The sequence below is a fragment of the Bacillus sp. GW821-FHT11D08 genome (assembly GCF_058808515.1).
This window is the reverse complement of the sequence record NZ_JBXARS010000005.1, coordinates 234,101-258,987: the sequence shown is the minus strand read 5'-3', so window position 1 is coordinate 258,987 and position 24,887 is coordinate 234,101. Positions and strand designations below refer to the sequence as shown.

Genomic DNA, 24,887 nt, shown 5'->3' with positions numbered 1-24,887 from the left:
CAGCAATGCCAAAACATAAACTGCTGTACGATTATTTAACTGAACGGGCGGAGGACATCAGTCAGACATGGTTTGATACCCTTCATGATACGGATCCTGATTCTGTTTATGCTTCTACTGACCCGGCTGTACTCACGAATCTGAAAAAACAAAATCTGGCGTTTAATTATCAGCTCAATCGGATTTTTTCTGAAGAGAAGGAAGTATATACAGCGGCATTGGAAAAGTGGGCGTTCGAAGCCGCACGGGATGAAGAACATTTAAAAACTCCCATCCATTATATTATTCGCGAGTTTATCAGAGTTCGTGATTTGTATGTCGGCCATGTCAAGCAGTTTACCAGACTTCATGCGGACACCGTGACAGAAGAAGATGCCGAAGATATATTCCATACGCTGATTAAATCGTTTGATGTGGTCATTCATATTTTCATAGAAGAAATGTATAAAAACACAAACATTCAGCTTGAAGCGCAAAAAGAATTGATTACCGAGCTGAGCTCGCCGGTAATTGTGCTTTTTGACAATGTCGGACTGCTGCCGCTGATCGGGGATATTGACACGGCAAGAGCCAAAATGATTTTAGAGAATACGCTGCACCAGTGTTCAGAGAAGCGCATCACGCAGCTGTACATTGATTTATCGGGCGTAGCCATGATTGATACGATGGTTGCCCAACAGCTTTTCACCTTAATTGAATCACTCGGAATGCTCGGCGTGAAAGCGACATTATCCGGAATCCGTCCTGAAATCGCCCAAACCGCAGTGCAGCTGGGACTGAGTTTTTCAAATTTATCAATAAGGTCTTCGCTTGCAGAAGCGATCGCTTCCGATCTGACACAAAAAAAGGGATAAGGCATTTCAGCCTTATCCCTTTTTTTATCAGTCTTTCCACGGATATGTCCAATACACTTCTTCTTCAAACCATGTCTGAAGAACCGGCTCGTTATTTTTTATTTTTTCTTCCAGCTCTCTCAGCATGCCTTCCGTTTGGGTGCGGTGCGCTTTTAAGGCATTCATTTTAATATCGGCAACCTCTTTAATATCAAGAATAACATCAGGCTTGCCGACGGCTTCCTCCCTGTTGCGGGTGATTGCCATGCAAAGCGTGCGCGGGCGGTCCTCTTTTTTCTTTCTGTAAAGCGCTCTGATAACCGCTTCGCCGCATGCATCATGATCCGGATGGACGCCGTGCTCCGGATAGAATGTGACAATCAGACTCGGTTTTACATCGTCGATAATCTCTTCCATCATATCAGCGAGCCACTCGTCATCTTCAAATTCAAGTGTTTTATCACGAAGCCCGAGCATTCTCAGGTCAGTAACGTCCATTGCTTTGCATGCGTCGATCAGCTCTTGTTTTCTTAACAGCGGCAGTGTTTCACGGTTCGCGAAAAAAGGGTCTCCCATGTTCCGGCCCATTTCGCCAAGCGTTGCGCATGCATACGTAACGGGAATATCTTTTTGTCTGTGTAAAGCAATCAGCCCTGCCACTCCGTATGATTCATCATCAGGGTGAGGCAGGATGACGAGTACATGTTCTTTCATGATTTTCACCCTTTTCTTTAAACTGTAAACGGCTTTTCGCTGATTTGAAGCGAAATCGCCAATTTTCCGCCCGGCAGATGCCCTGCCATTAACAAGCGGTTTTCGTCATCTACTGTATATTCAGTCAGACCTTCTGCGTAAATCCAGCCTTCTTCCGTTTTCAAACCGACGCGGTACGGGCCGTTTCCTTTGATTTTCGCCTGATGGTACGTCACTTTTGCATTGCGTATATAGGCTACAACCGTCATGTTTTTCTCATTCAGATGCGCTGAATAAGAACCGGTCGTTGTTTCCAAATGGATATATACAGGACGATCGGCATATCGCTCTAAAGAAGTTTGCACATCTTCTTTTATGATCGCTTTCATAGCTGCTCCCCTCTTTCTTCTTTTAAAAATTGCAAACGCTTCGTATGTAGTTCAACCAATTCATATTTCTCAATCGGCCGCAGCCGGGAATCTACAATTCGCTGCACCGCCAGAGCAAACTTTTCCTCGGGTGACTTCCGGAGCCTCGGATGTGTTCTTTGATCAAGCAGTTCAAGATCAATTGCCTTCTCCGCTTCTTCAAGAGTTGAAGCCGGGAGAGTGCGGTTATTCCACAGTGCCTGATAGGCTTTTGCTATGTCTTTATCAGTGCCCATTGTACAGCTCCTTTACATACTCGTAATGATTATACATAATTTAAGCTATCGCTGGAAAGCGAAAGGCTTAGCGGCTTTTTATCGGCCGCTTCCATTTTATCTGTGAAAAGGTAAACAAAAGCAATGCTGCCCATATACAAATGAAGGTAAACGCTTTTTGCCCGGAAAACGGTTCATGATACACAAATACGCCGAGCATAAGGGTAATGGTCGGCGCTATATATTGCAAAATGCCGACTTGATACAGCGGCAGACGCTTTGCCCCCTCTGCAAACAGCAACAGCGGCAGGGCCGTAAATACCCCTGCGAAAAATAGGAGCGCCCATGTTCCCGCCCCCAAGGACCCGGAAGTGCTCCCGTCAGCTGTATATCCTAAATAAATAAGTGCAGCCGGGGTAATCAAAAGCGTCTCCAGCGTCAGGCCGATCGTGCTGGACATGCGGGTTCTTTTTTTACATAAGCCGTACAGGCCGAAGCTGAATGCAAGCAGCAATGCGATATAAGGAACCGCGCCATATTGAAACGCAGATATGATCACGGCCGCCCCGGCAATAGAAACGGCTGCTGTTTGCATCTTGTTAAGCTTTTCTTTTAAGAATAGGATGCCCAAAAGAACGGAAACGAGCGGATTAATGTAGTACCCGAGACTTGCTTCAAGCAAAAAGCCGTGATTGACGGCCCATATGTACACAAACCAATTAACGGAAATTAAAACGGAAGCGAAAAAAAGCGCCAGCAGGCCCCCTTCCGATTTCAAAAGACGCAGTTCACGCCATCCGGTTTTCCACTTCTTAAGCACAGTTAAAAGCACACACATGAAAACAAATGACCATAAAATCCGGTGAGCTAAAATGTCCAATGCGGGTATTTGTTCAAGAAGTTTCCAATAGACCGGAAACAGCCCCCACATGACGAAAGAACAAGCGGTATAAATGATTCCTTTTCTTGCGTTATTCCCTTGCACGGCCTTCCCCTTCCTTTCTGTAAACAGATTATATTATATCACGGGAAGCTTCCGGCGGGCATATACTATGTTGTCCGTTAAGAAAGGGTGAGATGCCGTGTTTGATTGGAACAGATATTTTCCCTTCCAAAATCAGTTCTCTAAAGAAACGTTTAAAAATGCTGATCCGAAAGATGTCGAGACATATGTCAACCGAGTGATGGAAAGCGTATTCGGCGCTGGTTATGCCGGACAGTTCCCTTTTCGCGACCCAATGTCCAAAAAGGCCGATCCGGTCGAAGCGGAACCGCCCAAGCCGGAAATTGACCTTTTTGAAACATCCGATCATGTTTTTGCGAAAATTCCCGCAGAACAAGAAGAACTCGACCGTATCAGGATTAAGCATACGTCACACAGCCTCGTTGTAGAGAACAGCAGTCTGGGAGAAGGAAAAAAAGAAATCGTCCTTCCGAGCCTCGTCAAACGGAAAGGAACAAAAGCAGTCTATAAAGACGGGATGATTGAAGTTATGTTTTCAAAACAGGAAGACTACAATCTATCGGAAGTGGAGATTTTAAGATAAAAAAACGGCCCGCGCGATGCAGGCCGTTTTTTCTTTAATAAAATGGCGGATAACCGCCGGCTCCCGGCCCGAAACCGCCGTATGGGACGCCTCCGTATCCGTAACCGGCGAACCCGTACGGATAGCGGGGTCTTGTAAAGCCTGTGGCAATCACGCCTCCGAGAAGACCGCCTAAAAATCCGCCGAATAAAGGAGCGCCGAACAAAAAAGGACTTCTCGCCGGAAATCCGGCAGGACCGAAATTCCCGCGATACAATGCATGACGAGGGTACATGTTTTTCCTCCTTTATGTCTGCCTATTCTTAAGCGTATTCATAAAATGAGGAAATTGATTGGGCGATTGTAACAACATGTGCCTCTCTGTGATATTGCATTAATGTATAAATGTTTTGGTTATAATTTGATTACATTTTGATTAACTGTTATACTTTTTTACAAGTTGCGACATGATAAAAAACCATCAGGGGGAATAAAATATGCCATTACTTCGTTTTGACGTTATTGAAGGCCGGGATGACGCAGCATTAAAGAAATTACTGGATACCGCCCATTACGCCATGGTTAAAGCTTTTGACGTCCCTGTAACGGACCGTTATCAGATCGTTCACCAGCATCGGCCTCATGAGCTTATCATTGAAGATACCGGGCTCGGTTTCAAAAGAAGCAAAGATCTTGTCATCATCAGCATTGTCAGCAAAGCGCGCACCGAACATCAAAAAGAAACGTTATATCAACTGATGGCTGATCAGCTTAAAACAGAATGCGGCATATCACCCGAGGACGTCATGATTTCCATTACAGAAAACGGGAATGCCGATTGGAGCTTCGGGCTTGGTGAGGCTCAGTTTTTAACCAGGAAACTGTAAAAGGCCTCCCCGCTTGTTCTGAATGATTGCAAACTGAATAAAAGAGGGATGTATGTTGGTTAGTGAGTTGTACCCTTGTTTGATATGCGGATTTAAAGGATTAGAGACAAATCCCTTTTATAACGGCGAATATCAAAAAACATTTGATATTTGCCCCTGCTGCGGGTTTGAATTCGGCTACAGCGAGGACCATGACGTAAGCTTAGGGTTTATTGTAACGCCTGATCATTTAATTGAAGCCGCATTTCAGTTATACCGGAAACAGTGGATTGAGGGAGGAATGAAACTATTTTCTCCAAATGATGTCCCGGTGGAATGTAAAAATGATCATTTCCTTACATTCGATGCTTTATTAAAGCAATTAAAAGACTTGAATCTCAATCTGAACAATTTTGATATTAATGGTTTTTATGACGAGTAAACATGATCATTAAGAAAAGGCTGCCTTGGGCAGCCTTTGTTATTCATCACATGTGTCGTTGGCAGATCCCCCGGGCTCGCAAAAACTGTCTGCCCATTTTTGCATTTCCTGAAAAACGGCTTGCAGGGCCAAGCCTTTATCAGTCAGTTTATAAATGACTTTGACAGGTGTTTCAGGCAGCACCTGACGCTCGACGATTTCATTTTGTTCCAGCTCTTTGAGCCGCTCCGCGAGCATTTTTTGGCTGATTGTCGGTATCGTTTCGGTCATATCTTTAAATCGTTTCGGCCCGTCCATCAGTACATGGATAATAAGGCCGTTCCAGCGCTTTCCCAAAAGAGAAAAAGCGGATTCCATTTTAGGACACATTGTATATCCCACGTGAGTTCATCCCTTCATCTATGAATTGACAAGTTTTTTGTGATCCATTAAAATTAGTTTTCGAGTTACATTTAGTAAGCTTCTAACTTTTCTATTATGATAACACGTTTATCCGAAGGAGGAAACATGATGACATCCGTATTAGACGTTTTAAAGGAACGCGCATCTGTTAAAGAATACGATAAAGACGCGGTCATTACAAAAGAGGAATTAACAGAACTCCTTGAAATCACAACGCAAGCGCCTTCCGCCTGGAACCTTCAGCATTGGCATTTTCAAGTCTTTCACAGTGATGAAGCAAAAGCTGCCCTGCTTCCGGTTGCTTTTAATCAAAAACAGATTATTGATTCATCAGCAGTTATTGCCGTATTAGGCGATTTAAAAGCAAATGAAAATGGTGAAGACGTTTATGCTGAACTGGCTGAGCAAGGCAATATCACAGAAGAGATTAAACAAACGCTTTTAGGCCAGATTAACGGTGCATACCAAAATGATCAGTTTGCCCGTGATTCAGCATTTTTAAACGCTTCTTTAGCAGCGATGCAGCTGATGCTTGCCGCTAAAGCAAAAGGCTACGACACTTGCGCGATCGGCGGATTCAATAAAGAGCAATTCGTTAAGGAATTCGACGTGAGCGAGCGTTTCGTGCCCGTCATGCTGATTTCAATCGGTAAAGCCGTTAAGCCGGCGCATAAAAGCAACCGGCTGCCTGTATCTAAAGTGTCAACTTGGCTGTAAGATGAAAGAAACCCTTAGTCCGCTTAAGCAGACTAAGGGTTTTTTATAGGAATCGCTCACTGTACCAGGTTCGTGCCTGCTCTGCTTCCTGCTGTGTGAGCTGATGACCGCCCTCCTGCCAAACAAGCGAAACGGATGCATGGGCATCTGTCAGATACTGATAAAGCTCCTCCGATTCTTCTTTTGTACATAGAGGATCGCGTTTTCCCGCACCGATAAACACAGGCATCCCTTCCATATCAGGCAGCTTCACTCCGCGTATCGGCACCATCGGATGATGCAGAACCGCTCCTTTCAGTACATCTTTATAATGAAACAAAAGACTTGCTGCAATATTGGCGCCGTTTGAATAGCCGGCAGCAATCACGTTTTCTCTGCTGAATCCGTACATTTGCGCCGCTTCATCAATAAAATTCTTTAATTCTTCCGTCCGTTCAATTAAATCTTTCTCGTCAAATACGCCTTCTTTCAGCCGCTTAAAAAAACGGGGCATGCCGTTTTCCGACACTGATCCTCTGACCCCGAGCAGACTTGCGTTCGGATCGATAAAACGTCCGAGCGACAGAAGATCATGTTCATTTCCTCCCGTTCCGTGCAAAAGCAGCAGAACATTTTCTGACGTTCCCTGTTCAAACACATGTTTCATCATCATTCTCCTTTCTCCATTTTGGGCAAAACAGCTGTAATCTGGCTGCGATGCTCTTCCAGCCATTCCGGAAGCTTCAGCTCTGTTCCGAGATTTTCAAAGGATTCATCCGTCATAAAGCCCGGTTCATCGGTTGCCATTTCAAATAAAATGCCGCCGCTTTCCCTGAAATAGATTGAAGTAAAGTAAGACCTGTCAAGAATGTCAGATGAAGCAAGATGAGAATCAGCAAGAATATCCTTCCATTCCGCCTGCTCTTTTTCGCTAGTGCGGAAAGCGACATGATGAACCGTCCCGTAACCGCCGATACCTGCTTCTTTCGGCGCAAGGTCAACATCTATAATATGTCCGATCCGTGCCTCCGATTGCAGCCTGACAATCTGATTTTCTTCGCCTGTCTTTGAATAACCGAAGCGTTCTATGAGAAATTGAATGGTTGCTTCAGGACGGTATGAGTACAGAAGAACACCTCTCATGCCTGTGATCGCTTCTTTTTCAGTAATGCCCGCAGGAGTCCATTCACTCTGTCCGCTTCTTTCATCTTCCATTATGGCAAGCGGCAGGTCTTCTGTATCATTAAAGAGAAGCACTTGTTCAGACAGCATGATCTGTTCTTTTACAGACAAGCCGTTTCCTTCAAGCCGGCGCTTCCAAAACGCGAGTGCTCCTTTCGGCACGGAGAAATAAATTCTTCCGGCCTGCCCTTTTCCCACGGTTCCCGGGCGGCTTCCCTGAAAAGGAAAAAATGTAATGATCGTACCCGGCTCTCCGTTTTGGTTGCCGAAATAAAAGTGATAAGTGGCCGGGTCGTCAAAATTAACGGTTTTTTTAACGAGCCGCAAACCCAGCACTTCAGTATAAAACCGAAGATTTTCAGCAGGATCTTTTGCAAATGCGGTAACATGGTGCAATCCTTGCGTATTCAATGTATTCACTCCTAAATATCTTGATTTCGAGATATTAACTATTCTAATTTAATATGAATGAAGATGCAACTAAAGTGTTTCAGTTAAAAAAGTAATAGAATTCTTTTTTTTCTGAAAAATATCTTGTGATCTTATCTGACACCTGCTATGATAAGGAGCATTATCAAGTTTCAGGAGGAAAGTAAATGGTCAGAAAAGCACTAATTTTCGTTCTCATCTTAATCCCTTTCAGCCAGCTGGCCCTGCTGTCAGTCGCTAATCGGGTTCATCCGATCATTATCGGGCTGCCTTTTTTTCATTTCTGGCTGCTTTTATGGATCGCAGTCACTCCATTATGTTCGTTTCTTATTTATAGGCTGCAGAAGAAACAAGGAGGACTGGACTGATGCCCGCAAATATAACAGCATTGATCATTACAGCCGTCATCGTTTTAACCGTTGTCTGTATCGGCTTTATAGCCGGGAGAGACAAATCATCACGCACTTCTGTTGAGGAATGGTCTGTCGGCGGCAGACGGTTCGGGGGGCTCCTCGTCTGGTTTTTAGTCGGCGCGGATCTCTATACGGCTTATACGTTTTTAGGCTTAACAAGCACTGCCTACACAGGGGGAAGCGTTGCTTTTTTTGCCATTCCGTATTCTGTTTTGGCGTATTTTATCGCGTATTTCTTTCTGCCGAAGCTGTGGAAAGTGGCAAAAATACACAAATTAACGACGCTTGCCGATTATGCCCGTGAGCGTTTTGACAGTAAACTTTTGGCCAGTCTTGTCGCCATTGTCGGCGTTCTTATGCTCATTCCTTATATTTGTCTCCAGCTGAGCGGAATTCAAGATACGCTTCAGGTGGCCGGAACGGGTGTCATTAATGTCAATGTGGTCGTCATCATCTCTTTTATTCTTGTAGCGCTTTATACTTTTTTCAGCGGAATTAAAGGGCCGACGTTTACGGCGATTATTAAAGACATTCTCGTGTGGGTGATTATGCTGTTTATGGTCGTATCACTCCCGCTGATCCATTTTCACGGCTGGACGCCGATGATTCACACTTTGGCTGAAAAAGCGCCGCAAATGCTGACGATTCCGGACTCCGGGCCGAAAGGAATTCCTTGGTTTATCACAGCTTCCATCGTATCTGCGCTGGCGCTCTTTATGTGGGCGCATGCGGCAACCGGCGTATTTACGGCAAAAAGCGCAGATGCCGTCCGCAAAAACAGCATGTTTCTGCCGCTTTATAATATTGTTTTGATTCTTGTTATTTTTCTCGGCTTTATCGCGTTTCTTGTCCTGCCGGAAGATACCAATCCGCGGCTCGCTTTATTGAAGCTGATTCAAACGTCTTACGGCGGAGTCGCGCAGGGCTTTGCTTACTCCACGATTGCCCTTGCGTCATTGATTCCCTGCTCTATCATGGCCATCGGAGCATCAAACTTATTTGCGAATAACTTATATCGGGATTTGATTCACCCAAATGTGTCACCAAGCAAGCTGACGATGATCACCCGTTCAATGGTATTTGTCGTCATCGGGCTCGCGCTTTTATTCGGCATGCTGTTCCCGACTGCGCTCGTTACCCTTCAGCTTCTCGGTGTTTCCGGCATGGTTCAGATCTTTCCGGCTATCGCCGTCAGTCTGTTTTGGAAGAATCAAACGAAAGAAGCGACAATTATCGGTCTTCTCGTCGGTCTTATCGTGACATTCACGGTAAATATCACCCAATCCGCCCACGGTATATATGAAGGCTTTTGGGGTTTGACCGCTAATATGGCAGCCGTTATTATCCTCAACCCGTTTTTTGTAAAAAAAGCGGCTTCAAACGCCGTCAAAGACGGTTTATTCAATAAAGCGCCTTCTGATGAACTGAACCAAAAAGGCGCTTAACAGAAAGAAGCCGGCACGTAAATGTGCCGGTTTTTTACTTTTTTCTCTTCCATTTGTAGGTAGCCACAGTTTTAGCCGGGATGACAGCTTCAAACTGCCGATTTTCTGAAACGACATGGAGTTGGTCATCGCATCGGCATTCCTGCTTTTCGTATGCCTCATTAAATTTGCGAAAGTACTTGGATCTGCAGTCACAGAGAATAAAATCGCAAATCCATTTTCTGGTTCAACATATCAGTATCTTTTTTTAATAATATCTATTTTGGCCCACAGTGACAACGGTCTAAAAAATCAACTCTCAAGATCATCTATATGGGATGTTTTTATCGGTGAACTTTGCCCATCACTTTCTCTCCATCCTCTCCAAACTCGTTCATGGTACCTTTTCAGTCTTTTCTTTTCCCATTTTTTATTTTCTGAACTTACACTATTTGATTTATTGTTTTTAGACTTTTTATTGAACTTTCTTCGTGATTTTTTCGTTTTTTCAGGCTCCATTTTTACATTGTTGATTGTCGCTAGCTCTTTTTTAGCTCGTTCTCTAATCATGGGTTCTCTTCTTTTTCTTCTTTCATGTTTTTCAGCAAGTTCCTTTGCTCTTTTTTCTTGATTTCGTTTTGCCCGCAAAAGGCGCAATTCTTCAGAATTTAGTTTTTCCAAAACAGACCTCCTAAAGGATAAAGACCTCGATTACGCTCTCGATTTTTAGTAGCTCAAACAAATACCAGCACTAGTATCAGTTGTTTCACATTCCTACTTTATTTCGGATTTAATCGATGAAAATTAAGCATTATTTTTTCGAAAGGTTTTAAAAAACCGTCTCAGGCCTCTACTCTTTGAGAGAGAGGTCTGATTCTCGTGACTCCTTTTTGGGAAGTAGTGCATAAGCAAAACTTATTAACGTCACCAATTTTAGACCATCACACAAATAGAAAATTACAACTATAACGCCAAGATATAACCGTTGGAGTATAAAAAAGGATAGGGGTTTATCAATATACAAAAAAACAGCGATCTACTTCCACTTCACCGCAGCAAAAACCATCTTACACGAAATCAACCTCTGTGGAACTGATTGGGATTTGTAGCAAACTTCCCAACAAGAACGGTTTTATCGATATTGATAAAGATGGAAACACACGAGAATGTGGAAATAAGTCTAATTTTTCAGATACAAGTATCGCAGTCGAATAAAAAGGTACGCCAAGATATGTGTTCCGAAGAGATTATTCAGTGAATTATCTCTTCTCACATTATATTATTGTTTAGGGGGTAGAACCAAAGTAAGTGATAGAATTGGGTTTTAGAGAATTGTTGATAATTCTATCACTTTACAACAACTGAATCATTTTGAGCTGAAGACCATGGTATCCTATTTTCGCAAGAAATGGTTGAGCGCTCTGCGAAGTAACTACCGAACACAATAAGCGACTCAACGCCTTATGACGCTTAAGCTTTGTCTACCCCATGTCTCTTATATAAAGGAAGATTAAAGGTAACATGAGTTTAACTATAAACGACTAGCTACCACTCGTATGCTGATCTTAGTTTCAAGGTTCGTCCCGCCATATTTAGTTATTATTTCCAAATAAGAATCCAAAATTCATGTGACAATATTATGTTACTTTAGCGGAGGAATGTAATATATTTCTGCCACCATACGTACAGAGGGATAACAATAATTCCCCATGGTATATAATTCCATTACATCCATACCATCATACGTGACGATAAATATTCAATTCTTGAAGTGTCATGAATTGAACCGTCCTCTTCTAATGTGTCAGTGGCGCCGAATCCGTTTTCCACGATAAATAATGGAGTCTGGTAGCGGTCGTATAAGCGGTTTAATGTGTACCGTAAACCGGTCGGGTCAATCGCCCAGCCCCAATCACTCGCTGTAATATAAGGATTTTCCACGCCGTTTGGCAATCCTCCGTTTACGACATCCCCGGTATTATCGTTTGATACAGCACTTTTTACGGTTGTAGACATGTAATAGCTGAATCTGAGGTAGTCCACTCACTCGGCCTCTTTTCAAAATCTCTTCATCACCGTCTTCAAAGTGTTTTTCAGATTTATATCTGTACGCGGGGATGTTAAATGAGGAAGAAGCGGAGTACTTAGGTCTATTTACAGGAGCGCCTAAGCTATGCGTTGAAACGATTTTTCATTTAACCAACGGCCAGCCGTTTGACTTCTCAAAAGTCACCTATCACTATGAGCAATCACAGTTTTTCATTCAGGCGAACAGCCACCTTTTTGAACAGGAAACGACATAAGACGGGCTTTTCGCAAACAGAAAACACCCAATGCGCGTGCGACGCATCGGGTGTTTTTTACTATTTCATATTCTTATTTAATGTTTCAACGGCTTTTTTCATTTGTGTATCGTTGTCCGCAAGCTGTTTTTGCAGATCCGTCATCAATTTTGCCGTTGTGTCTCCCTTTATAATGCCTGTTTGTTTCAGTTTCTCTTTTGCTTGGAATTGTTTAACGGCTTGTTCAAATGCTTTATCATACGTGCCGTTTACTTTCACGCTGTACCCCAGCGCTTTCAGCATTTTTTGCGCATTGGTGACGGTGGTTCCGGAATCCCCGTATTTGTATGTTTTTTTCACATCTAAATACGGCAGGTTTGCATATTCAGGAAGCTTAACCTGATATTGCGGTTTGATGCCTTTTTTATGAATCCACTCTCCGTCCGCTGTGAGCCATTTAGCGATTGTCAATTTAACGGTAGAACCGTCGCTGTAATCTTTTGCCGTCTGCACGGTTCCTTTTCCGAACGTTTTCTCGCCGATCAGCGGAATGCCCGATGATTCATGCAGCGCAGCCGACATGATTTCCGCGGCGCTCGCGGTGCCGTCATTGACGAGGACGACTGTCGGTTTTGTCACTTTGCGCTCTTTCGTCGCTTTCATGACCTCTTTCGTGCCGTCTTTGTATTCGACCTGCATGATATTTTTCCCTTTATCGATAAACATGTTGCTCATTTTGATGGCTTCATCCATCAGTCCGCCCGGGTTGCCCCTTAAATCGAGAATGTATCCTTTCGCTCCTTGTTTTTCGAGGCTGTCAATGGCTGAATTCAGCTCTTTTGCCGTCGATTCGGAGAAGGATGTGATTTGGATTTCGCCGATGTCTCCTTTTTTCATTTCAGAGTACACCGTTTCAACCGGAATGGTGTCACGTTTGATCGACAGGTTCAGATCGCCGACACCCGCTCTGTGCAGCACAAGCTTGACGTTTGTTCCCTTTTTGCCCCGGATTAATGCGACGGCTTCGTTTACATTAAGGCCTTTAACACTTTTGCCGTTGACCTTCAAGATCTGGTCATTCGGTTTAACCCCCGCTTTTTCCGCGGGTGACCCTTTAATCGGCGATACGATCAGGATGCTGCCGTCCTTTTCTTCCACTTGTGCGCCGATGCCTTCAAACGAAGCGGAAATGGTTTCTTCAAAAGACTTTCCTTCCTGCGGGTCCATATAAGAAGAATATGGATCATCCAGGGAACTGATCATGCCTTTTATCGCTCCGTCTACTAATTTGCTGTCATCTGTTTTTTGATAGTAATCACTTTTAATCTGCTCGTAGGCTTTATTGAATTTCTCAAATTTGCTGTTCGTCAAAGCAGCCGAGCCTTGTCCGAAAATGGTCGTATTGCCCGTGATAAACAGCGTAAGCGCCGAGGCTGCGACCGCGGTGATCAATATAATAAAAAACAGTTTAAATTGCCGCTTCAAGAAAACACCACCTTTTTATTCTTACATTATTATCATAGACGAACGCTCATTCGTCAACTTCAAACGTGAGGCGCCCTTCTTTCCCGTTTACCCAAACCTATGCTTTTCTCTCAACATATGCTGAGGAAAAAAGGAGGATTCGGCCTTTGAGCAAATATTTAGAAATGCTGTCCTTATTCGGAGTCGGAGGGGCTCACCCCGGCGGGCTCGCTTTTTCCAAAGCCGTTCTCACAAAAGCGGCTCCTCCTCCTGGCGAACCGATTCTTGACGCCGGCTGCGGAACGGGACAGACGGCCGCTTATCTCGGCCACCTGCTGTACCCCGTCACCTGTGTTGATAAGGATCCCCTTATGCTTGAAAAAGCAGCAAAACGATTTGCCGCTGAAGGCTTAACCATTCCGGGCTATTTGGCGGAGCTTGAGCGGCTTCCGTTTGCTGAAAATCAATTTTCCGCCGTTCTTTCCGAATCAGTTCTCACCTTTTCAAATCTTGATTCATCGCTGTCTGAAATCCTGCGGGTCCTTAAACCCGGGGGTATGCTGATCGGCATTGAAGCTGCTTTACAAAAGCCCATGCCGGAAAACGCCATCACGCAGATAAAAGACTTCTACGGTTTTACCGTATTGCAGGATGAAACGGCATGGAAACAGAGATTGCTTCAGCAAGGCTTTCAAAAAGCGGATTTCATTCCCGCTGTCTATGAAAACAATGCGCAGGAGCCGACTACAGAAATGGATTTATCGCCCGTTATTCAGCCGGTTCACTACGATACGCTGACGGCTCATTACGAGCTTATGCAGACGTACCGTGAATATATGGGACACTGCGCTTTTGTCGCTTACAAGTAAAACGGCGATTGTCCTCCTGTTTTCGTCCAACCTTTTTACCGCACTCTATCATAAGCTGACATAGAAAGATAGGTTGGATAGGAGGAGAAAAGATGCAAAACTATTATCATCTTTGCCGGCAGCACCAGGGAAAAGTAGCAAGAATTACAGAACGAAACGGCAGAGTCCACGTCGGAAGAATCGTACGGGTAACTAACAGCAAAGTGTATATCGCCCCTGTCGGCGGCCGTCACAGAGGATACGGGTTCGGCTATTGGGGAGGCTGGGGAGGCTGGGGAGCAGCCTACGGTATCGGCCTTGGTTTCATTACCGGATTTGCGCTTGGAGGTTTACTCTTCTGGTAATAAAGAAAGCCCGCTTTCTATTTTTCAAGCGGGCTTCTTCTTATTACACTTTCTTTACTTCATTAAAATATTCTTCAAGCGTTAATTGATGGTCATGGATGGCTTTTGCCGCTTTTTTGCCTACATAGCGTAAATGCCATGGTTCATACTCATACTTTGTGACATTTTCTTTGCCTTTAGGATAGCGGATGATAAAGCCGTATTCATACGCATGGTCTTTCACCCATTTGCCGTCCGCCGTGTTTCCGAACGCTTCATTCAGCTCATATCCGTTGCTTTTGCTGGAAATGTCCATGGCAAGCCCCGTCTGGTGTTCGCTTTGCCCTGGATATGCGACGGCTTCTTTCGCCTTTTTTTCACCTTTCAGACTGACTTCATTATCGAAAATAACTTTCTGTCTGTCATAAGAGCGGTATCCTGAAACGGCAACCAGGTCATAACCTTCTTTTTTCCCGGCGCTGAATAGTTTCGCCAAAGCATCGGCGGCAGGTTTGCGGATATATCGTTTCTCGATTTTCTCAGTAAAAGAAAATTCGACTTTCGGGATCACGAGATCATTCGGTTTATAATCTCCCGGCAGCGTGTATGTCTTATTCACGAGCGCAAGTGTATTTGTCGGGTTTTGAATGGTCTCAAGCCCGTTCACTTCTTTAATATCATTAAAATATTTGCTCTCCAATACAAAATCGCTGTTTTCTGCCTTCGTTGTTTTTTTGCTTGATGTGTCATCTGATTGTTTTGTTTCAGCTGCTGTTTTTGTGTCCTTGTGGCTGTCGCCGCCTGAAATGCTGCAGCCGGTTCCCACGATTGCGGTTACGCTGAGAGCGGCAGCGAGCGAGAACCATTTAGTGGATTTCTTCATTTTACACTTACCTTTCTTTTTTTGAATCAGGGCGATGCATAAAGAAGAGGGCTGCTTTAATCAGCATAACCCTCATCTCAAGTTTACGAAACAGTATGCAGCGCCAGTTTAATCATATCATGAAAAGTCGTTTGACGCTCTTCTGCCGTTGTTTCTTCTCCCGTTAATACGTGATCGCTTACAGTCAGGATAGACAGCGCTTTTTTGCCGTATTTAGCGGCAAGCGTATATAAAGCAGTCGTTTCCATCTCTACGCCGAGAACGCCGTATCTGGCAAGCTTTTCGATTTGGGAGTCTTCATTGTAAAACTGATCGGCGGTGAATACGCTTCCGACCGCTACGGGAAGATTGTTTTTTTGCGCTTCCTGGTACGCTTTATGAAGCAGTTCGAAGTCTGCGCAAGGAGCATAATCTACACTGCCGAAGGCGACACGGTTCATCTGTGAATCAGTTGAAGACGTCATAGCCAAAATCACGTCACGCACCTTCACGTCATTACGGATGGCTCCGCATGAGCCGACTCTGATTAAGTTTTGAACATCATAGCTCTGAATCAGTTCATTCACATAAATAGAGATAGACGGAACACCCATGCCGGTGCCTTGGACTGATACTTTTTTGCCGTTATATGTACCCGTAAATCCGTACATTCCTCTGACTTCATTATAGCATTCCACATTTTCAAGATAAGTTTCCGCAATAAATTTCGCTCTGAGCGGATCTCCCGGCAAAAGCACTGTATCCGCAATTTGGCCTTTTTCTGCGTTTATATGTACACTCATTTCCTTTTCCTCCTGCCTATTCAAACTCCCACCCATTGTACACTGAATAACGGTAAGAGACAATCATCAGCATGATCAGGGCGATCTTGGGCAGAATATGCGGGATGACAAGCCTAAAGAAAAAGGAGTGAACATAATGGGCAAAAAACAGCGCAACCGGGTGACCGGCCAGAAAAAGAACAATCACGTGCCCGTTTCAGACGTCATTGCAGCTGATGAAGCGCATGGAAAAGAGCATTCCGCCGCTAAACGGAAGCCTTAACACTGTCTTTCCCAGACAATACGGAAGCCGGCTGAAGATTCAGCCGGCCCCGTCTTACCTCGGCTGGACGAGCAACCGGTTAATTTTGCTCCATCCCGCAGGGTTAAGCCTGTAATAGGTCTTTCCTTTTCTTCCTTCGTCTATGAGTATGACATCTCCGGTCGCTATGAATCTGGCTTGATAGTCGTTTGGGACCGTATCAGGCACATTAAAAACAGAAAATGCCCTTTCCAGTGCGTCTTGATGATTGTCAGCGGCCAGCTCTGTCCGATAGACGACCCTGTATCCCTTTTTCTCGCCGTAGCGGGGTGTTTGAAAAATCGTCACATCATAGGCGCAAGTCTTTTTTTTAAACACGGGCAGCGATAACAGCATCAAGATCCCTCCCTCTTATTTCTTAATAGTATTAGCGTTTTTTCTCATTTCTCCTGTCTCTATTTTTGTCGAAACGGATGATACTTTTCGTCAAAGAGCGCAAAAAGCGCAACGAGGCAAAGTCCGAGACTGAATCCGGCAAGGACATCCGTCGGAAAATGCGCGCCCAAATAAATTCTGCTGAATCCGATCAGAATGACGAGAACTCCGGTAAAGACGGTGACGGCCCGTTTTCTTTTCGTGAAAAACGGAACATGCTTGATCAAAAAGTAAGCGATGACGGGATACATCACTGCCGAATTCATGGAGTGGCCGCTCGGAAAACTGTATGAGGTTTCATGGACGAGCGGTTCAAAAGCGGATCTGGCTCTTTCAATCAATTCTTTTATTTTTATGTTTACAATCCGTTCAATGAGAAAGAGAAGCGGCAAAAAAACAACATCCGGCGTTTTTTTGTACATATACAGAGCCGCGCCTGTCAAAAGAAGAAGCGGCAAAAGCACCGCGGTCGTGCCGAGCTCCGTTATCCATAACATCAATTCATTCAGCCAGGGAGCCCTGATCCTGACAGCCGCTTCTATGAGACGCTCATCAAAAACCCGGACGGCTTCTATCCGGATCGCTGCTGCGAGCAGAATAAACAATGCGAAAAGACTTGCTGGCTTGTACAACGTTTTCCCCCCATGTTTCATTCTCCCGAGCTGATTGAAAAAACCGAAGCTTTTTCACTTCGGTTCCGCAGTTTCAGTCTTCATCAAGCTCTTCGTCTATCATACATTTTTCTAATAAATAATCAAAGGTGATGTCGGCTATTTCGAAGATTTCCTCTTCACTCGGTATGTACCCGCGCATAGCAAGCTGACTGTAAAAATAATCAGCTATTTCTTCTGTGTCAATCACAAGATCTATTTCTTTCATGCAAACACCGCCTCCTTTTTTATGTTTTATGAAAAAACCGTTCAAATTATACCCGAAAGTTCTAAACGTTTTGTCCGCTCATATACTTTTAAAAAACAAGCCCCGGAGGGAGAAAAGATGATGACGAAAATGATGGCTTTATTGGACGGAGATGGATTTGATATCGTATTGAAAAAAGTGCTGAAAGGAATGTCGTTTGTAATCTTTGCCGGCTGTCTGCCCTGGTTTTTATATGTCACCGTCCGTTTTTTTGCCGGCTAGCTGAAATGCTCCCGCAGGCTTTCCAGCACAAAATTCATCATATCTTTATATTCTTCGTCACCGAACAAATGATAAAGAATCTTATAATCGTTATAAATATCAAGCAGCTCATCTACAATCGATACCGCCAGCACATGCAGGGCATCGGGATCATCAGCATCGCCTTCAAACTGAAGAAGAGCAGACGCGACGGTATCCTCGCCGATCTCATGAGATGCTTCCCCAACATAGTGGACAAACAGCAGCTGATGCACAAACTGATCCATTTCATATTTTCTCAGAACCAGCGTGAGATCCTCTTCCTCCGTTTCAAGCCACTCTCCGTCTTTCAGCCGAGTCAGCTCATAAATAATATCCTCCCAGCCATCCTCTAAATATCTCCATATTTCAGTTCTGTGGCCGATGACACGGAATAATTCCTTTCCGTAGTCCTTTACATATACGACGTCGCCGATCAGAAATTCATATTCAATATCCAATTTTTCCATATCGACGATCACGCCCTCATAATCTTTATAAAGCTGGATGGACGATTCAAAATAAAGCACTTCATTATGATTGACTTCGTAAAGATAATGTTTATCAATTTGATGAACCTTCGTAATGGTGCCGACGGTTCCGTACATCACGACGACCACGATGTCTCCCACTTGAAATTTCGGTTTATCTGGCTTCATGCTGTCTCCCCCTTGCCGCGGACTGTCATACGCTATCGTATGCCGGCCGCCATCATTTCGCATGGGCATGAAAACCACAGGAAATATCTATTTCTGAACCTGTTCAAAATGTCAAAAAGCGCAACATGCTTGTGCGTTTTTTCGCTTACCGTAACAGAAGCGTCCGATGACATTCCGCTCTCGATCGAATGAGCAGTAACAATGCTGAGACAAAAAGCTTCTATTTTTTATGAGTCTTTGTTTTTTTCTCTATGACGCAAAGGTAAATACCCGGCCCGAAGGCATGTTGACAATATCACCGCCGTGATGTTCAAGATTTGCCGGAAACACATCATCGAAGGTGTATGGAGACTCAATTCCGGCTGCATATTTGCAATCGCTTGTTTATCATGAACAACCAAACTCGTTTCGGCTTTCAATGAAGGCACAACTTCAATCCGCTTCAACCTTGTCACATAAAATCCCCTTTTCCGCCCAAACGTCAGTGCCTCATCAGGCTTACCTGATGGATCATTTGATTCCCCTCACTTCATTTAAATGTTTGATTATTTCTCCGTGAAAAGCGGTTCCTTACACGGGGCCCCGCCGGCAGCAGGCCTGATCTGTCGAACTCTGCAGCTATACATTCTCCTGCCTTATGATACGTGCCGTCAGGAAGATTTGTTTACGTGCTGATCAAAACGGACGGCGTTGCGGGATTTGATCATACGGCACCTCATAAGCGAGTGATTTCAACAGAAAAAAACCGCACAATGTGCGGTTTTTCGTCAGGCGTGATGCACCTCGGTCTCATATTTTTCCCAAGCTTCATCAAATGTCGCCATCGTTTCTAAATAGTCGGCGCTCAGTTCTAAATAAGAACTGAGCTCGTGATAATTGCTTGACGTTTTCGGAAAGCCGTGATCTTCATATGCCTGATTCGCAAACTGGCTGATTGCGTCCTGCGGCTTGGGATGCCTGTATTTCATCAAATAGTGATAAAAGGATTTCATGGGTTTCCCCTCCTGATGACTGTCTTTTGTTGTACTATTATACAATTCAAGTGTGAAATTACAACAAAAGAAGACTAGGAGAAGTCAAAATAATTCCGTTTCAAGATCCGTTCTGTCCCCATCAGCTCTTGATATGTGAGTGTTTCCGGTAATTTTTTTGCATTGACTAAAAAAAGCTGATTTTCGATTTCCGCTATGACCGCTTCCTCCTGATAAGTCATGCCGCAGGAGGAACAGGCGAATGAGGGTGTTTCTGTAATTTCTATGGCCCTCGTACCGTCAGGAAGCTCCCAGTACACAGCCGCCTGACTAGCTGACGCCTTCTGATTGCCGCACCACTCGCATGGCTTCACGGCGACTCACCTCCGACTTCCGATCCTGCTTTTTGCTCTTTCTTTTGCTGTGCAATAAATTTCTTTTCTTTCAATTCATCTCTCTTTTCCCTGCGGTCTTTCAGCGTTTCATGATCAGGGTTTGATGTAAACGTTTTCCTCCTGTCGATCCTCGATACATTTTCCGGTGTGAACGAAACCTCTTTGTCCGCGAAAATGGCGCTCAGTCCGACCGGCTCGTGTTTGGCCATCGTTCCCGGAAAAACAGATTCAAAATAGTCGTCGGCTTGATTCGGGATATAGTTTTCCGGCTCGGGATAAGATGTAATCACCCCTTCGAAGTTTCTGATCACAACTTTCTCCGGACTTTGGGAGAGCAAGTAGTTCGGCTGCAGGGCGATTTTACCGCCTCCGCCCGGGGCGTCGACGACAAAGGTCGGCACGGCAAAGCCCGTTGTGTGGCCCCTCAGTCCTTCAATGATTTCCAGCCCTTTTGACACAGGCGCTCTGAAATGGCCGATTCCCTCTGACAAATCACATTGATAAATATAATACGGACGCACGCGGATTTTCACTAAATCATGCATGAGTTTTTTCATAATCGGCACCGAATCGTTAATGCCTGCTAAAATAACGGCCTGGTTACCGACCGGAACACCTGCGTTAACGAGCTTTTCACACGCCGCAACCGATTCTTCCGTCAGTTCGATGCTCGTATTAAAATGAGTGTTCAGCCAGACCGGATGATATTTTTTCAAAATCTGACAAAGGTTATCTGTTATCCGCTGCGGAAATACGACGGGCGCTCTCGTTCCGATCCGGATAATTTCAAGGTGGGGAATGTCACGCAGGTTTTTTAAAATATATTCAAGAATCTGATCGTTGATTAAAAGCCCGTCTCCTCCGGAAATCAGGCAGTCACGGATTTCCGGCGTTTCCCGGATGTAAGCGATGGCCGCATCGAGCTGTTTTTTCGGCACCCCCATTCCGATCTGTCCGGAAAAACGCCTTCTGGTACAATATCGGCAATACATCGAGCATTGATTTGTCACCAGAAAAAGAACGCGGTCGGGATAGCGGTGCGTAAGACCGGGAACCGGTGAATCTTCATCTTCAAACAGCGGATCTTCAAGGTCATATTTCGTTTTGTGCATTTCTTCTGACAGCGGCACGGACTGCATGCGGATCGGACATCTCGGGTTATCGGGATCCATTAAAGAAGCATAATAAGGCGTAATGTTCAGGGGAATGGTTTTTACAGACATCCTGACGCCTTCTTCTTCCTCTTCGGTCAAATGAATGACTTTTTTCAGGTCATCGACGGTTCTTACAGTATGGGTGAGCTGCCACAGCCAATCATTCCACTTGTCTTCCGGCACATCTTTCCACAATTCAATCTCCTTCCAATGACGCTTCGGCTGAAACCATTTGTTTGTCAAACGAATTCCTCCTTATGAATGGCCAAACGTAAAGTCTTGCACCATATATTCATATTTTCGAGCCCTTCTGAAATGCGGCAGTTGTTCACAAGCCTGCCTCTGTAGCCGTATCCCGCATGGTACAAAACGGCATTCATCCCGTAAGACGCTGCACGGGCCAAGGAAAAAAGATGGATGATTTCCCGGCCCGCGAGTTCCTGCTCCAACGCTTTAAACAAGTGTGCCGTTACGGAGTTCCCCCTGTAATCTGACAGAACCGCGCAATCGGTCATTTCAGCGTGCCCCAATACCGGATTGATATCTGCGCTTGCCGCCCCAATGAGACGATCCTGATCGAATGCGGCATAATAGATGGTGTTTTCTCTCATTGTTTTTTTAATATAAAGGGGATTAAAGACAGGAGTCGGATAGGTAAGAAAAACATGTTTATATAAGTGCGATAAGCGGTCTGCATCATCTTCATCCGCTTTTCTGAACATCAGCGCGCTTTCTGCCTGAGTCAGTCCCCGCCGCGGTGTCTCATATAAACGGTCAACAGTCGAATCTTCTGATACATATGAATCTGACCGTCTCCGTTCCTCTGCTAAATAGCGCACCATCACAACAGCCTCATGCCCGTTGTAATACCCGTCTATGACACCCTCAACAATAAAAAGATGCTTGACAAATTCCGGCTCATCGCCGCGCTTGGCAAAGAAAATTACCTTTTGGGCTCCTTCTTGCTTTGCTTCTGCCAAAACGGCCGGAATAAGCGCCGTGATCTGTCCGTCATAACGAATGACTCTGAGCCGCTCATTGAAACGGTCTGCATCAATCTCGGCCGCTCCCTTTTCAGCCCTCAGTTCCTTTATCAGCTCCGTCACCCCCATCTGCCACCCCGCACCATTCCATGATAAAAAGAGAAATGATTTTGACGGCATCGATTAACGCCCGGATTTCAATGTATTCATTCGCCTGATGCGCCGCTTTGACTTCTCCCGGCCCGAAGACGATGACCGGCGTCTGTCCCGCGTGCTGCAAAAGCCCTCCGTCCGTTCCCCACGGGGACGCTTCACGAACCGGTTTTGCCCCTTTCATTTTCTCAAAAGAAGATTCCAGAGCGGAAATCAGCGGATGCTCATCCGGGAGATCATTCGGAAGCCACTGAGCCCCAAACCATTCTATTTCCGCCGGGTGGTGTTTAAACCACTCATCCCGGTACTCCAAATCTTTCAGCCAGCTTGCGAGCTCTTCTTTTACTGCTTCGGGCGTTTCATCCGGAGCTATTCCGCACCTGCCTTCTATCACCACACGGTCAGCTACCGATGATGGCCACGTTCCCCCTTGGACGGTGCCGATATTAATGGGAACCGGGATCGGAACGTCCCGATAAAGCGGGTCTGTGATACGGGCGTTGCGGACGTGTTCAAGCTCTTTAAGGGCTGTGATGACATGCAGGCTTTTTTCGATGGCGCTCACCCCTTCATAGCGGGTGCCGCCGTGTGCGGACAATCCCCTTACCGTAATGCGGAACCACATAGACCCTTGCTGCTTAACAAACAGCTTTAAATTAGTCGGTTCGGGAATAAGCGCCCCGTCAGCCTTGTAGCCCCTCATAACAGCCGCCAGTGTTCCCGCGCCGCCGCACTCTTCATCTATGACACTTTGAAACAGAACATCTCCTTTTAATGTAATCCCGCAGGCTTCAAGCGCTTCTAACGCAAACAAGAGAGCTGTATTGCCGCCTTTCATATCCGTTGACCCGCGGCCGTAAACTTTGCCGTCCTTTTCAACAGCGGTAAACGGTTCATACGTCCATGCGGCGGGATTTCCTTCCGGGACAACATCAATATGTCCGTTCAGTATCAGTGATCTTCCGCCCCCGGCCCCTTTCTTTACAGCTGTGATATTCGGGCTTTCATGGAAGTCTTCGCGTTCTGATATAAAATAAGGATGCTCTTTCAAATGTTTGACACTCGGCTCCCATACATCAATATCCATGTCAAACTGTCTCAGTTTTTCTAAAACGACTGCCTGCGCGTTAAATTCATGGCCGAACGTGCTTTTTTCCCCGATCAGCCGTTTCAGCAAGCTTACCGCTTTTGCTGTGTTTTCTTCCGCCCACTCAGTGACTTTCTTTTCTAATTGATCCATGGACAGGCCCCCTTTTAAGAAAACATTCTCCCAATCTGATCTCGGCATCCGTTGTTTGAATGACATCGTCTATGGTCGTGCCATTCAGCAGTTCCTCAAGAACAAAAGCCCCATCATCTATGCTGATGACGGCTTTCTCTGTAATGATGAGATCTGCACAGCCCGCTGCTGTAAGCGGCAATGAACAGCTTTCGACCAGCTTCGGCCGTCCTTTCTGATCGGTGTGGCTCATGACGACAACTACTTTTTTCGCGCCTTGGGCAAGCTCCATCGCCCCGCCCATTCCGGGCACTTTTTTTCCCGGCACGAGCCAATTGGCGAGATCACCTGTCCTGCTGACTTGGAGCGCGCCTAAAATGGTAATATCTATCAGCCCTTTTCTGATCATGGCAAAAGACAGAGCTGAATCAAAATAGGAAGCACCCTTAACTGTACTGACAGGAAACCCGGCCGCATTGCATAAAAGCTCATCCTCCTCTCCGCGCTCCGGACTGCCGCCGATCCCGAGGACGCCGTTTTCCGCCTGCAGCATTACCTCCATGCCGGCGGGCAGAAAGTTCGGCACTAAAGAAGGAATGCCGATCCCCAGGTTGACAATCATACCTGAGGTAACTTCACTGGCGGCCCGCCTCGCGATACTCTCTCTTTCCGCTATTCCCAAGCCCATTTCCACTTCACTCCTTCACTTTGCACGACACCCTCCACGAAAACGCCCGGCGTTACAATATGCTCGCTGTCAAGTTCGCCGGCAGGCACAATCTCTGCCGCCTCAGCAAATGTTCTTTCGGCCGCCGCAGCCATCAGAGGGTTCATGTTGCGCGCCGTTTTGTCAAACGTCAGATTCCCGAATTCATCAGCAGTATGTGCGGACACAAAAGCGAAATCAGCCGTCAGCGCTTTTTCAACTAAATAGGACTTTCCGTCAATCGTTACGGTTTCTTTGTTTTCACAAACGGTTGCGTTATCAATGCCGATATCAGTTAATATACCGCCTAGCCCCGCTCCGCCTGCGCGAATCCGTTCAGCAAGCGTCCCTTGCGGCGAAAATTCCACCTCAAGCGCTCCGTCAGTCATTTGTCTGCCCGCGACAGGATTTGAGCCGATATGGGAAGCGATCAGCCTTTTTACCCGCTTATGAACGATAAGCGGGCCGATGCCGATTTCCGGAAATCCGGCATCATTGCAGATGACGGTCAGCTCTTTAACGCCGCTTTCCAAAATCGCTTCGATTAATGACGGAGGTGAACCCACTCCCCCAAAACCGCCGAACATGATGACAGATTCGTCCTTGACATCGGCAATTGCTTCATGAATATCGATTTTTTTATGAAAAATAGACATATCAG

The 24,887-nt window shown here is 45.4% G+C and carries 34 protein-coding genes and 2 pseudogenes; 12 read left to right on the top strand and 24 right to left on the bottom strand.

Going from position 1 to position 24,887, the window contains the following annotated elements; translation table 11 throughout:
• Window positions 1-5: 5 nt before the first annotated feature.
• Complete coding sequence (locus tag AC1RRX_RS12610) at window positions 6-854, top strand: STAS domain-containing protein (protein WP_012117755.1); 849 nt, start codon at window positions 6-8, stop codon at window positions 852-854.
• 27 nt (window positions 855-881) lie between these two features.
• Here AC1RRX_RS12610 and bshB2 read toward each other — a convergent pair whose 3' ends face one another.
• From bshB2 to rarD, 4 genes are all read right to left on the bottom strand, one after another.
• Window positions 882-1,547 carry a bacillithiol biosynthesis deacetylase BshB2 gene (gene bshB2 / locus AC1RRX_RS12605; RefSeq protein WP_007407961.1) on the bottom strand — a complete coding sequence of 222 codons (666 nt, stop codon included), beginning with the start codon at window positions 1,545-1,547 and terminating at the stop codon, window positions 882-884.
• A gap of 17 nt (window positions 1,548-1,564) precedes the next feature.
• Window positions 1,565-1,915: a YojF family protein gene (locus AC1RRX_RS12600; protein ID WP_007407960.1), complete on the bottom strand. Its 351-nt coding sequence runs from the start codon at window positions 1,913-1,915 to the stop codon at window positions 1,565-1,567.
• Complete coding sequence (gene yoyC / locus AC1RRX_RS12595; protein WP_003153742.1) at window positions 1,912-2,190, bottom strand: protein YoyC; 279 nt, start codon at window positions 2,188-2,190, stop codon at window positions 1,912-1,914. Before yoyC ends, AC1RRX_RS12600 begins: the two co-directional genes overlap by 4 nt.
• 67 nt (window positions 2,191-2,257) lie before the next feature.
• Window positions 2,258-3,154, bottom strand: coding sequence for an EamA family transporter RarD (gene rarD / locus AC1RRX_RS12590; RefSeq protein ID WP_007407959.1), 897 nt, complete (start codon window positions 3,152-3,154; stop codon window positions 2,258-2,260).
• Between the two features lie 97 nt (window positions 3,155-3,251).
• Between rarD and AC1RRX_RS12585 the strand changes: the two genes are divergently transcribed.
• Window positions 3,252-3,716: a hypothetical protein gene (locus tag AC1RRX_RS12585; protein WP_003153738.1), complete on the top strand. Its 465-nt coding sequence runs from the start codon at window positions 3,252-3,254 to the stop codon at window positions 3,714-3,716.
• A gap of 34 nt (window positions 3,717-3,750) precedes the next feature.
• Here AC1RRX_RS12585 and AC1RRX_RS12580 read toward each other — a convergent pair whose 3' ends face one another.
• Window positions 3,751-3,990, bottom strand: coding sequence for a hypothetical protein (locus AC1RRX_RS12580; RefSeq protein WP_003153736.1), 240 nt, complete (start codon window positions 3,988-3,990; stop codon window positions 3,751-3,753).
• Between the two features lie 202 nt (window positions 3,991-4,192).
• On the opposite strand from AC1RRX_RS12580, the gene AC1RRX_RS12575 reads away from it, so the two are divergent.
• Both AC1RRX_RS12575 and AC1RRX_RS12570 read left to right on the top strand, forming a co-directional pair.
• Window positions 4,193-4,582 carry a tautomerase family protein gene (locus AC1RRX_RS12575; RefSeq protein WP_113766742.1) on the top strand — a complete coding sequence of 130 codons (390 nt, stop codon included), beginning with the start codon at window positions 4,193-4,195 and terminating at the stop codon, window positions 4,580-4,582.
• 52 nt (window positions 4,583-4,634) lie between these two features.
• Complete coding sequence (locus AC1RRX_RS12570; protein ID WP_113766743.1) at window positions 4,635-5,003, top strand: hypothetical protein; 369 nt, start codon at window positions 4,635-4,637, stop codon at window positions 5,001-5,003.
• A gap of 39 nt (window positions 5,004-5,042) precedes the next feature.
• Here the strand turns inward: AC1RRX_RS12570 and yodB are convergent, their stop codons facing one another.
• Complete coding sequence (gene yodB / locus AC1RRX_RS12565; RefSeq protein WP_012117759.1) at window positions 5,043-5,384, bottom strand: transcriptional regulator YodB; 342 nt, start codon at window positions 5,382-5,384, stop codon at window positions 5,043-5,045.
• A gap of 129 nt (window positions 5,385-5,513) precedes the next feature.
• Here yodB and AC1RRX_RS12560 point away from each other — a divergent pair, with 129 nt between their 5' ends.
• On the top strand, window positions 5,514-6,122 hold the full coding sequence (locus tag AC1RRX_RS12560; RefSeq protein WP_003153727.1) for a nitroreductase family protein: 609 nt from the start codon (window positions 5,514-5,516) through the stop codon (window positions 6,120-6,122).
• Window positions 6,123-6,165: 43 nt separating this feature from the next.
• Here the strand turns inward: AC1RRX_RS12560 and AC1RRX_RS12555 are convergent, their stop codons facing one another.
• Window positions 6,166-6,768: an alpha/beta hydrolase gene (locus AC1RRX_RS12555; protein ID WP_023356960.1), complete on the bottom strand. Its 603-nt coding sequence runs from the start codon at window positions 6,766-6,768 to the stop codon at window positions 6,166-6,168.
• Between the two features lie 2 nt (window positions 6,769-6,770).
• Entirely contained in the window at window positions 6,771-7,694 is a 924-nt protein-coding gene (locus tag AC1RRX_RS12550; protein WP_061046677.1) for a ring-cleaving dioxygenase, read from the bottom strand.
• A 185-nt stretch (window positions 7,695-7,879) separates the two neighbouring features.
• Here AC1RRX_RS12550 and AC1RRX_RS12545 point away from each other — a divergent pair, with 185 nt between their 5' ends.
• Window positions 7,880-8,080: a DUF3311 domain-containing protein gene (locus tag AC1RRX_RS12545; protein ID WP_003153716.1), complete on the top strand. Its 201-nt coding sequence runs from the start codon at window positions 7,880-7,882 to the stop codon at window positions 8,078-8,080.
• A complete protein-coding gene (locus tag AC1RRX_RS12540) occupies window positions 8,080-9,570 on the top strand; it encodes a sodium:solute symporter family protein (RefSeq protein WP_144464419.1) in 1,491 nt (496 codons plus the stop codon). Before AC1RRX_RS12545 ends, AC1RRX_RS12540 begins: the two co-directional genes overlap by 1 nt.
• Window positions 9,571-9,861: 291 nt before the next feature.
• Here AC1RRX_RS12540 and AC1RRX_RS12535 read toward each other — a convergent pair whose 3' ends face one another.
• Both AC1RRX_RS12535 and AC1RRX_RS12530 read right to left on the bottom strand, forming a co-directional pair.
• On the bottom strand, window positions 9,862-10,230 hold the full coding sequence (locus AC1RRX_RS12535; RefSeq protein WP_144464421.1) for a hypothetical protein: 369 nt from the start codon (window positions 10,228-10,230) through the stop codon (window positions 9,862-9,864).
• 1,011 nt (window positions 10,231-11,241) lie between these two features.
• Window positions 11,242-11,635, bottom strand: a pseudogene (locus AC1RRX_RS12530) (family 1 glycosylhydrolase); the annotation flags it as partial.
• Window positions 11,636-11,639: 4 nt separating this feature from the next.
• Between AC1RRX_RS12530 and AC1RRX_RS12525 the strand changes: the two are divergent.
• A pseudogene (locus AC1RRX_RS12525) lies at window positions 11,640-11,852 on the top strand (UTRA domain-containing protein); the annotation flags it as partial.
• Window positions 11,853-11,912: 60 nt separating this feature from the next.
• Here the strand turns inward: AC1RRX_RS12525 and ctpA are convergent.
• A complete protein-coding gene (gene ctpA / locus AC1RRX_RS12520) occupies window positions 11,913-13,316 on the bottom strand; it encodes a carboxy-terminal processing protease CtpA (protein ID WP_144464423.1) in 1,404 nt (467 codons plus the stop codon).
• Window positions 13,317-13,462: 146 nt separating this feature from the next.
• Between ctpA and AC1RRX_RS12515 the strand changes: the two genes are divergently transcribed.
• Together AC1RRX_RS12515 and AC1RRX_RS12510 are read left to right on the top strand one after the other, a co-directional pair.
• Complete coding sequence (locus AC1RRX_RS12515) at window positions 13,463-14,164, top strand: class I SAM-dependent methyltransferase (protein ID WP_007407947.1); 702 nt, start codon at window positions 13,463-13,465, stop codon at window positions 14,162-14,164.
• A 92-nt stretch (window positions 14,165-14,256) separates the two neighbouring features.
• On the top strand, window positions 14,257-14,508 hold the full coding sequence (locus AC1RRX_RS12510) for a hypothetical protein (RefSeq protein ID WP_007407946.1): 252 nt from the start codon (window positions 14,257-14,259) through the stop codon (window positions 14,506-14,508).
• Window positions 14,509-14,551: 43 nt separating this feature from the next.
• Here AC1RRX_RS12510 and AC1RRX_RS12505 read toward each other — a convergent pair whose 3' ends face one another.
• Window positions 14,552-15,370 (bottom strand): M15 family metallopeptidase, encoded by an 819-nt coding sequence (locus tag AC1RRX_RS12505; protein WP_015417648.1) that lies wholly within the window; start codon window positions 15,368-15,370, stop codon window positions 14,552-14,554.
• Window positions 15,371-15,453: 83 nt separating this feature from the next.
• Window positions 15,454-16,152 (bottom strand): purine-nucleoside phosphorylase, encoded by a 699-nt coding sequence (gene deoD, locus AC1RRX_RS12500; RefSeq protein ID WP_003153702.1) that lies wholly within the window; start codon window positions 16,150-16,152, stop codon window positions 15,454-15,456.
• Between the two features lie 136 nt (window positions 16,153-16,288).
• Between deoD and AC1RRX_RS12495 the strand changes: the two genes are divergently transcribed.
• Window positions 16,289-16,414 (top strand): hypothetical protein, encoded by a 126-nt coding sequence (locus tag AC1RRX_RS12495; RefSeq protein WP_003153701.1) that lies wholly within the window; start codon window positions 16,289-16,291, stop codon window positions 16,412-16,414.
• 54 nt (window positions 16,415-16,468) lie between these two features.
• Here AC1RRX_RS12495 and yodL read toward each other — a convergent pair whose 3' ends face one another.
• The 3 genes from yodL to AC1RRX_RS12480 all read right to left on the bottom strand — a co-directional run bounded on the left by yodL (window position 16,469) and on the right by AC1RRX_RS12480 (window position 17,707).
• On the bottom strand, window positions 16,469-16,789 hold the full coding sequence (gene yodL, locus AC1RRX_RS12490; RefSeq protein ID WP_003153700.1) for a shape determination protein YodL: 321 nt from the start codon (window positions 16,787-16,789) through the stop codon (window positions 16,469-16,471).
• Window positions 16,790-16,848: 59 nt separating this feature from the next.
• Entirely contained in the window at window positions 16,849-17,460 is a 612-nt protein-coding gene (locus AC1RRX_RS12485; protein ID WP_144464425.1) for a phosphatase PAP2 family protein, read from the bottom strand.
• Window positions 17,461-17,533: 73 nt separating this feature from the next.
• Entirely contained in the window at window positions 17,534-17,707 is a 174-nt protein-coding gene (locus AC1RRX_RS12480; RefSeq protein WP_003153696.1) for a YozD family protein, read from the bottom strand.
• A gap of 120 nt (window positions 17,708-17,827) precedes the next feature.
• On the opposite strand from AC1RRX_RS12480, the gene AC1RRX_RS12475 reads away from it, so the two are divergent.
• Window positions 17,828-17,968, top strand: a complete 141-nt coding sequence (locus tag AC1RRX_RS12475; RefSeq protein WP_175384522.1) for a hypothetical protein — start codon at window positions 17,828-17,830, stop codon at window positions 17,966-17,968.
• Here the strand turns inward: AC1RRX_RS12475 and yodN are convergent.
• From yodN to AC1RRX_RS12435, 8 genes are all read right to left on the bottom strand, one after another.
• Window positions 17,965-18,645, bottom strand: a complete 681-nt coding sequence (gene yodN / locus AC1RRX_RS12470) for a germination protein YodN (protein ID WP_003153690.1) — start codon at window positions 18,643-18,645, stop codon at window positions 17,965-17,967. The genes AC1RRX_RS12475 and yodN overlap by 4 nt on opposite strands.
• Before the next feature lie 767 nt (window positions 18,646-19,412).
• Complete coding sequence (locus AC1RRX_RS12465; RefSeq protein ID WP_144464428.1) at window positions 19,413-19,637, bottom strand: YozE family protein; 225 nt, start codon at window positions 19,635-19,637, stop codon at window positions 19,413-19,415.
• Window positions 19,638-19,711: 74 nt separating this feature from the next.
• Window positions 19,712-19,990 carry a YokU family protein gene (locus AC1RRX_RS12460; protein ID WP_144464430.1) on the bottom strand — a complete coding sequence of 93 codons (279 nt, stop codon included), beginning with the start codon at window positions 19,988-19,990 and terminating at the stop codon, window positions 19,712-19,714.
• Entirely contained in the window at window positions 19,987-21,408 is a 1,422-nt protein-coding gene (gene kamA / locus AC1RRX_RS12455; protein ID WP_082998638.1) for a lysine 2,3-aminomutase, read from the bottom strand. The genes AC1RRX_RS12460 and kamA overlap by 4 nt, the downstream gene beginning before the upstream one ends.
• Window positions 21,405-22,277 carry a putative beta-lysine N-acetyltransferase gene (gene ablB / locus AC1RRX_RS12450; RefSeq protein WP_144464522.1) on the bottom strand — a complete coding sequence of 291 codons (873 nt, stop codon included), beginning with the start codon at window positions 22,275-22,277 and terminating at the stop codon, window positions 21,405-21,407. The genes kamA and ablB overlap by 4 nt, the downstream gene beginning before the upstream one ends.
• On the bottom strand, window positions 22,240-23,541 hold the full coding sequence (locus AC1RRX_RS12445; protein ID WP_374106815.1) for a peptidase: 1,302 nt from the start codon (window positions 23,539-23,541) through the stop codon (window positions 22,240-22,242). The genes ablB and AC1RRX_RS12445 overlap by 38 nt, the downstream gene beginning before the upstream one ends.
• A complete protein-coding gene (locus AC1RRX_RS12440) occupies window positions 23,513-24,208 on the bottom strand; it encodes a 3-oxoacid CoA-transferase subunit B (protein WP_015240034.1) in 696 nt (231 codons plus the stop codon). The genes AC1RRX_RS12445 and AC1RRX_RS12440 overlap by 29 nt, the downstream gene beginning before the upstream one ends.
• Entirely contained in the window at window positions 24,193-24,882 is a 690-nt protein-coding gene (locus AC1RRX_RS12435) for a CoA transferase subunit A (protein WP_015240035.1), read from the bottom strand. Before AC1RRX_RS12435 ends, AC1RRX_RS12440 begins: the two co-directional genes overlap by 16 nt.
• Window positions 24,883-24,887 lie beyond the last annotated feature (5 nt).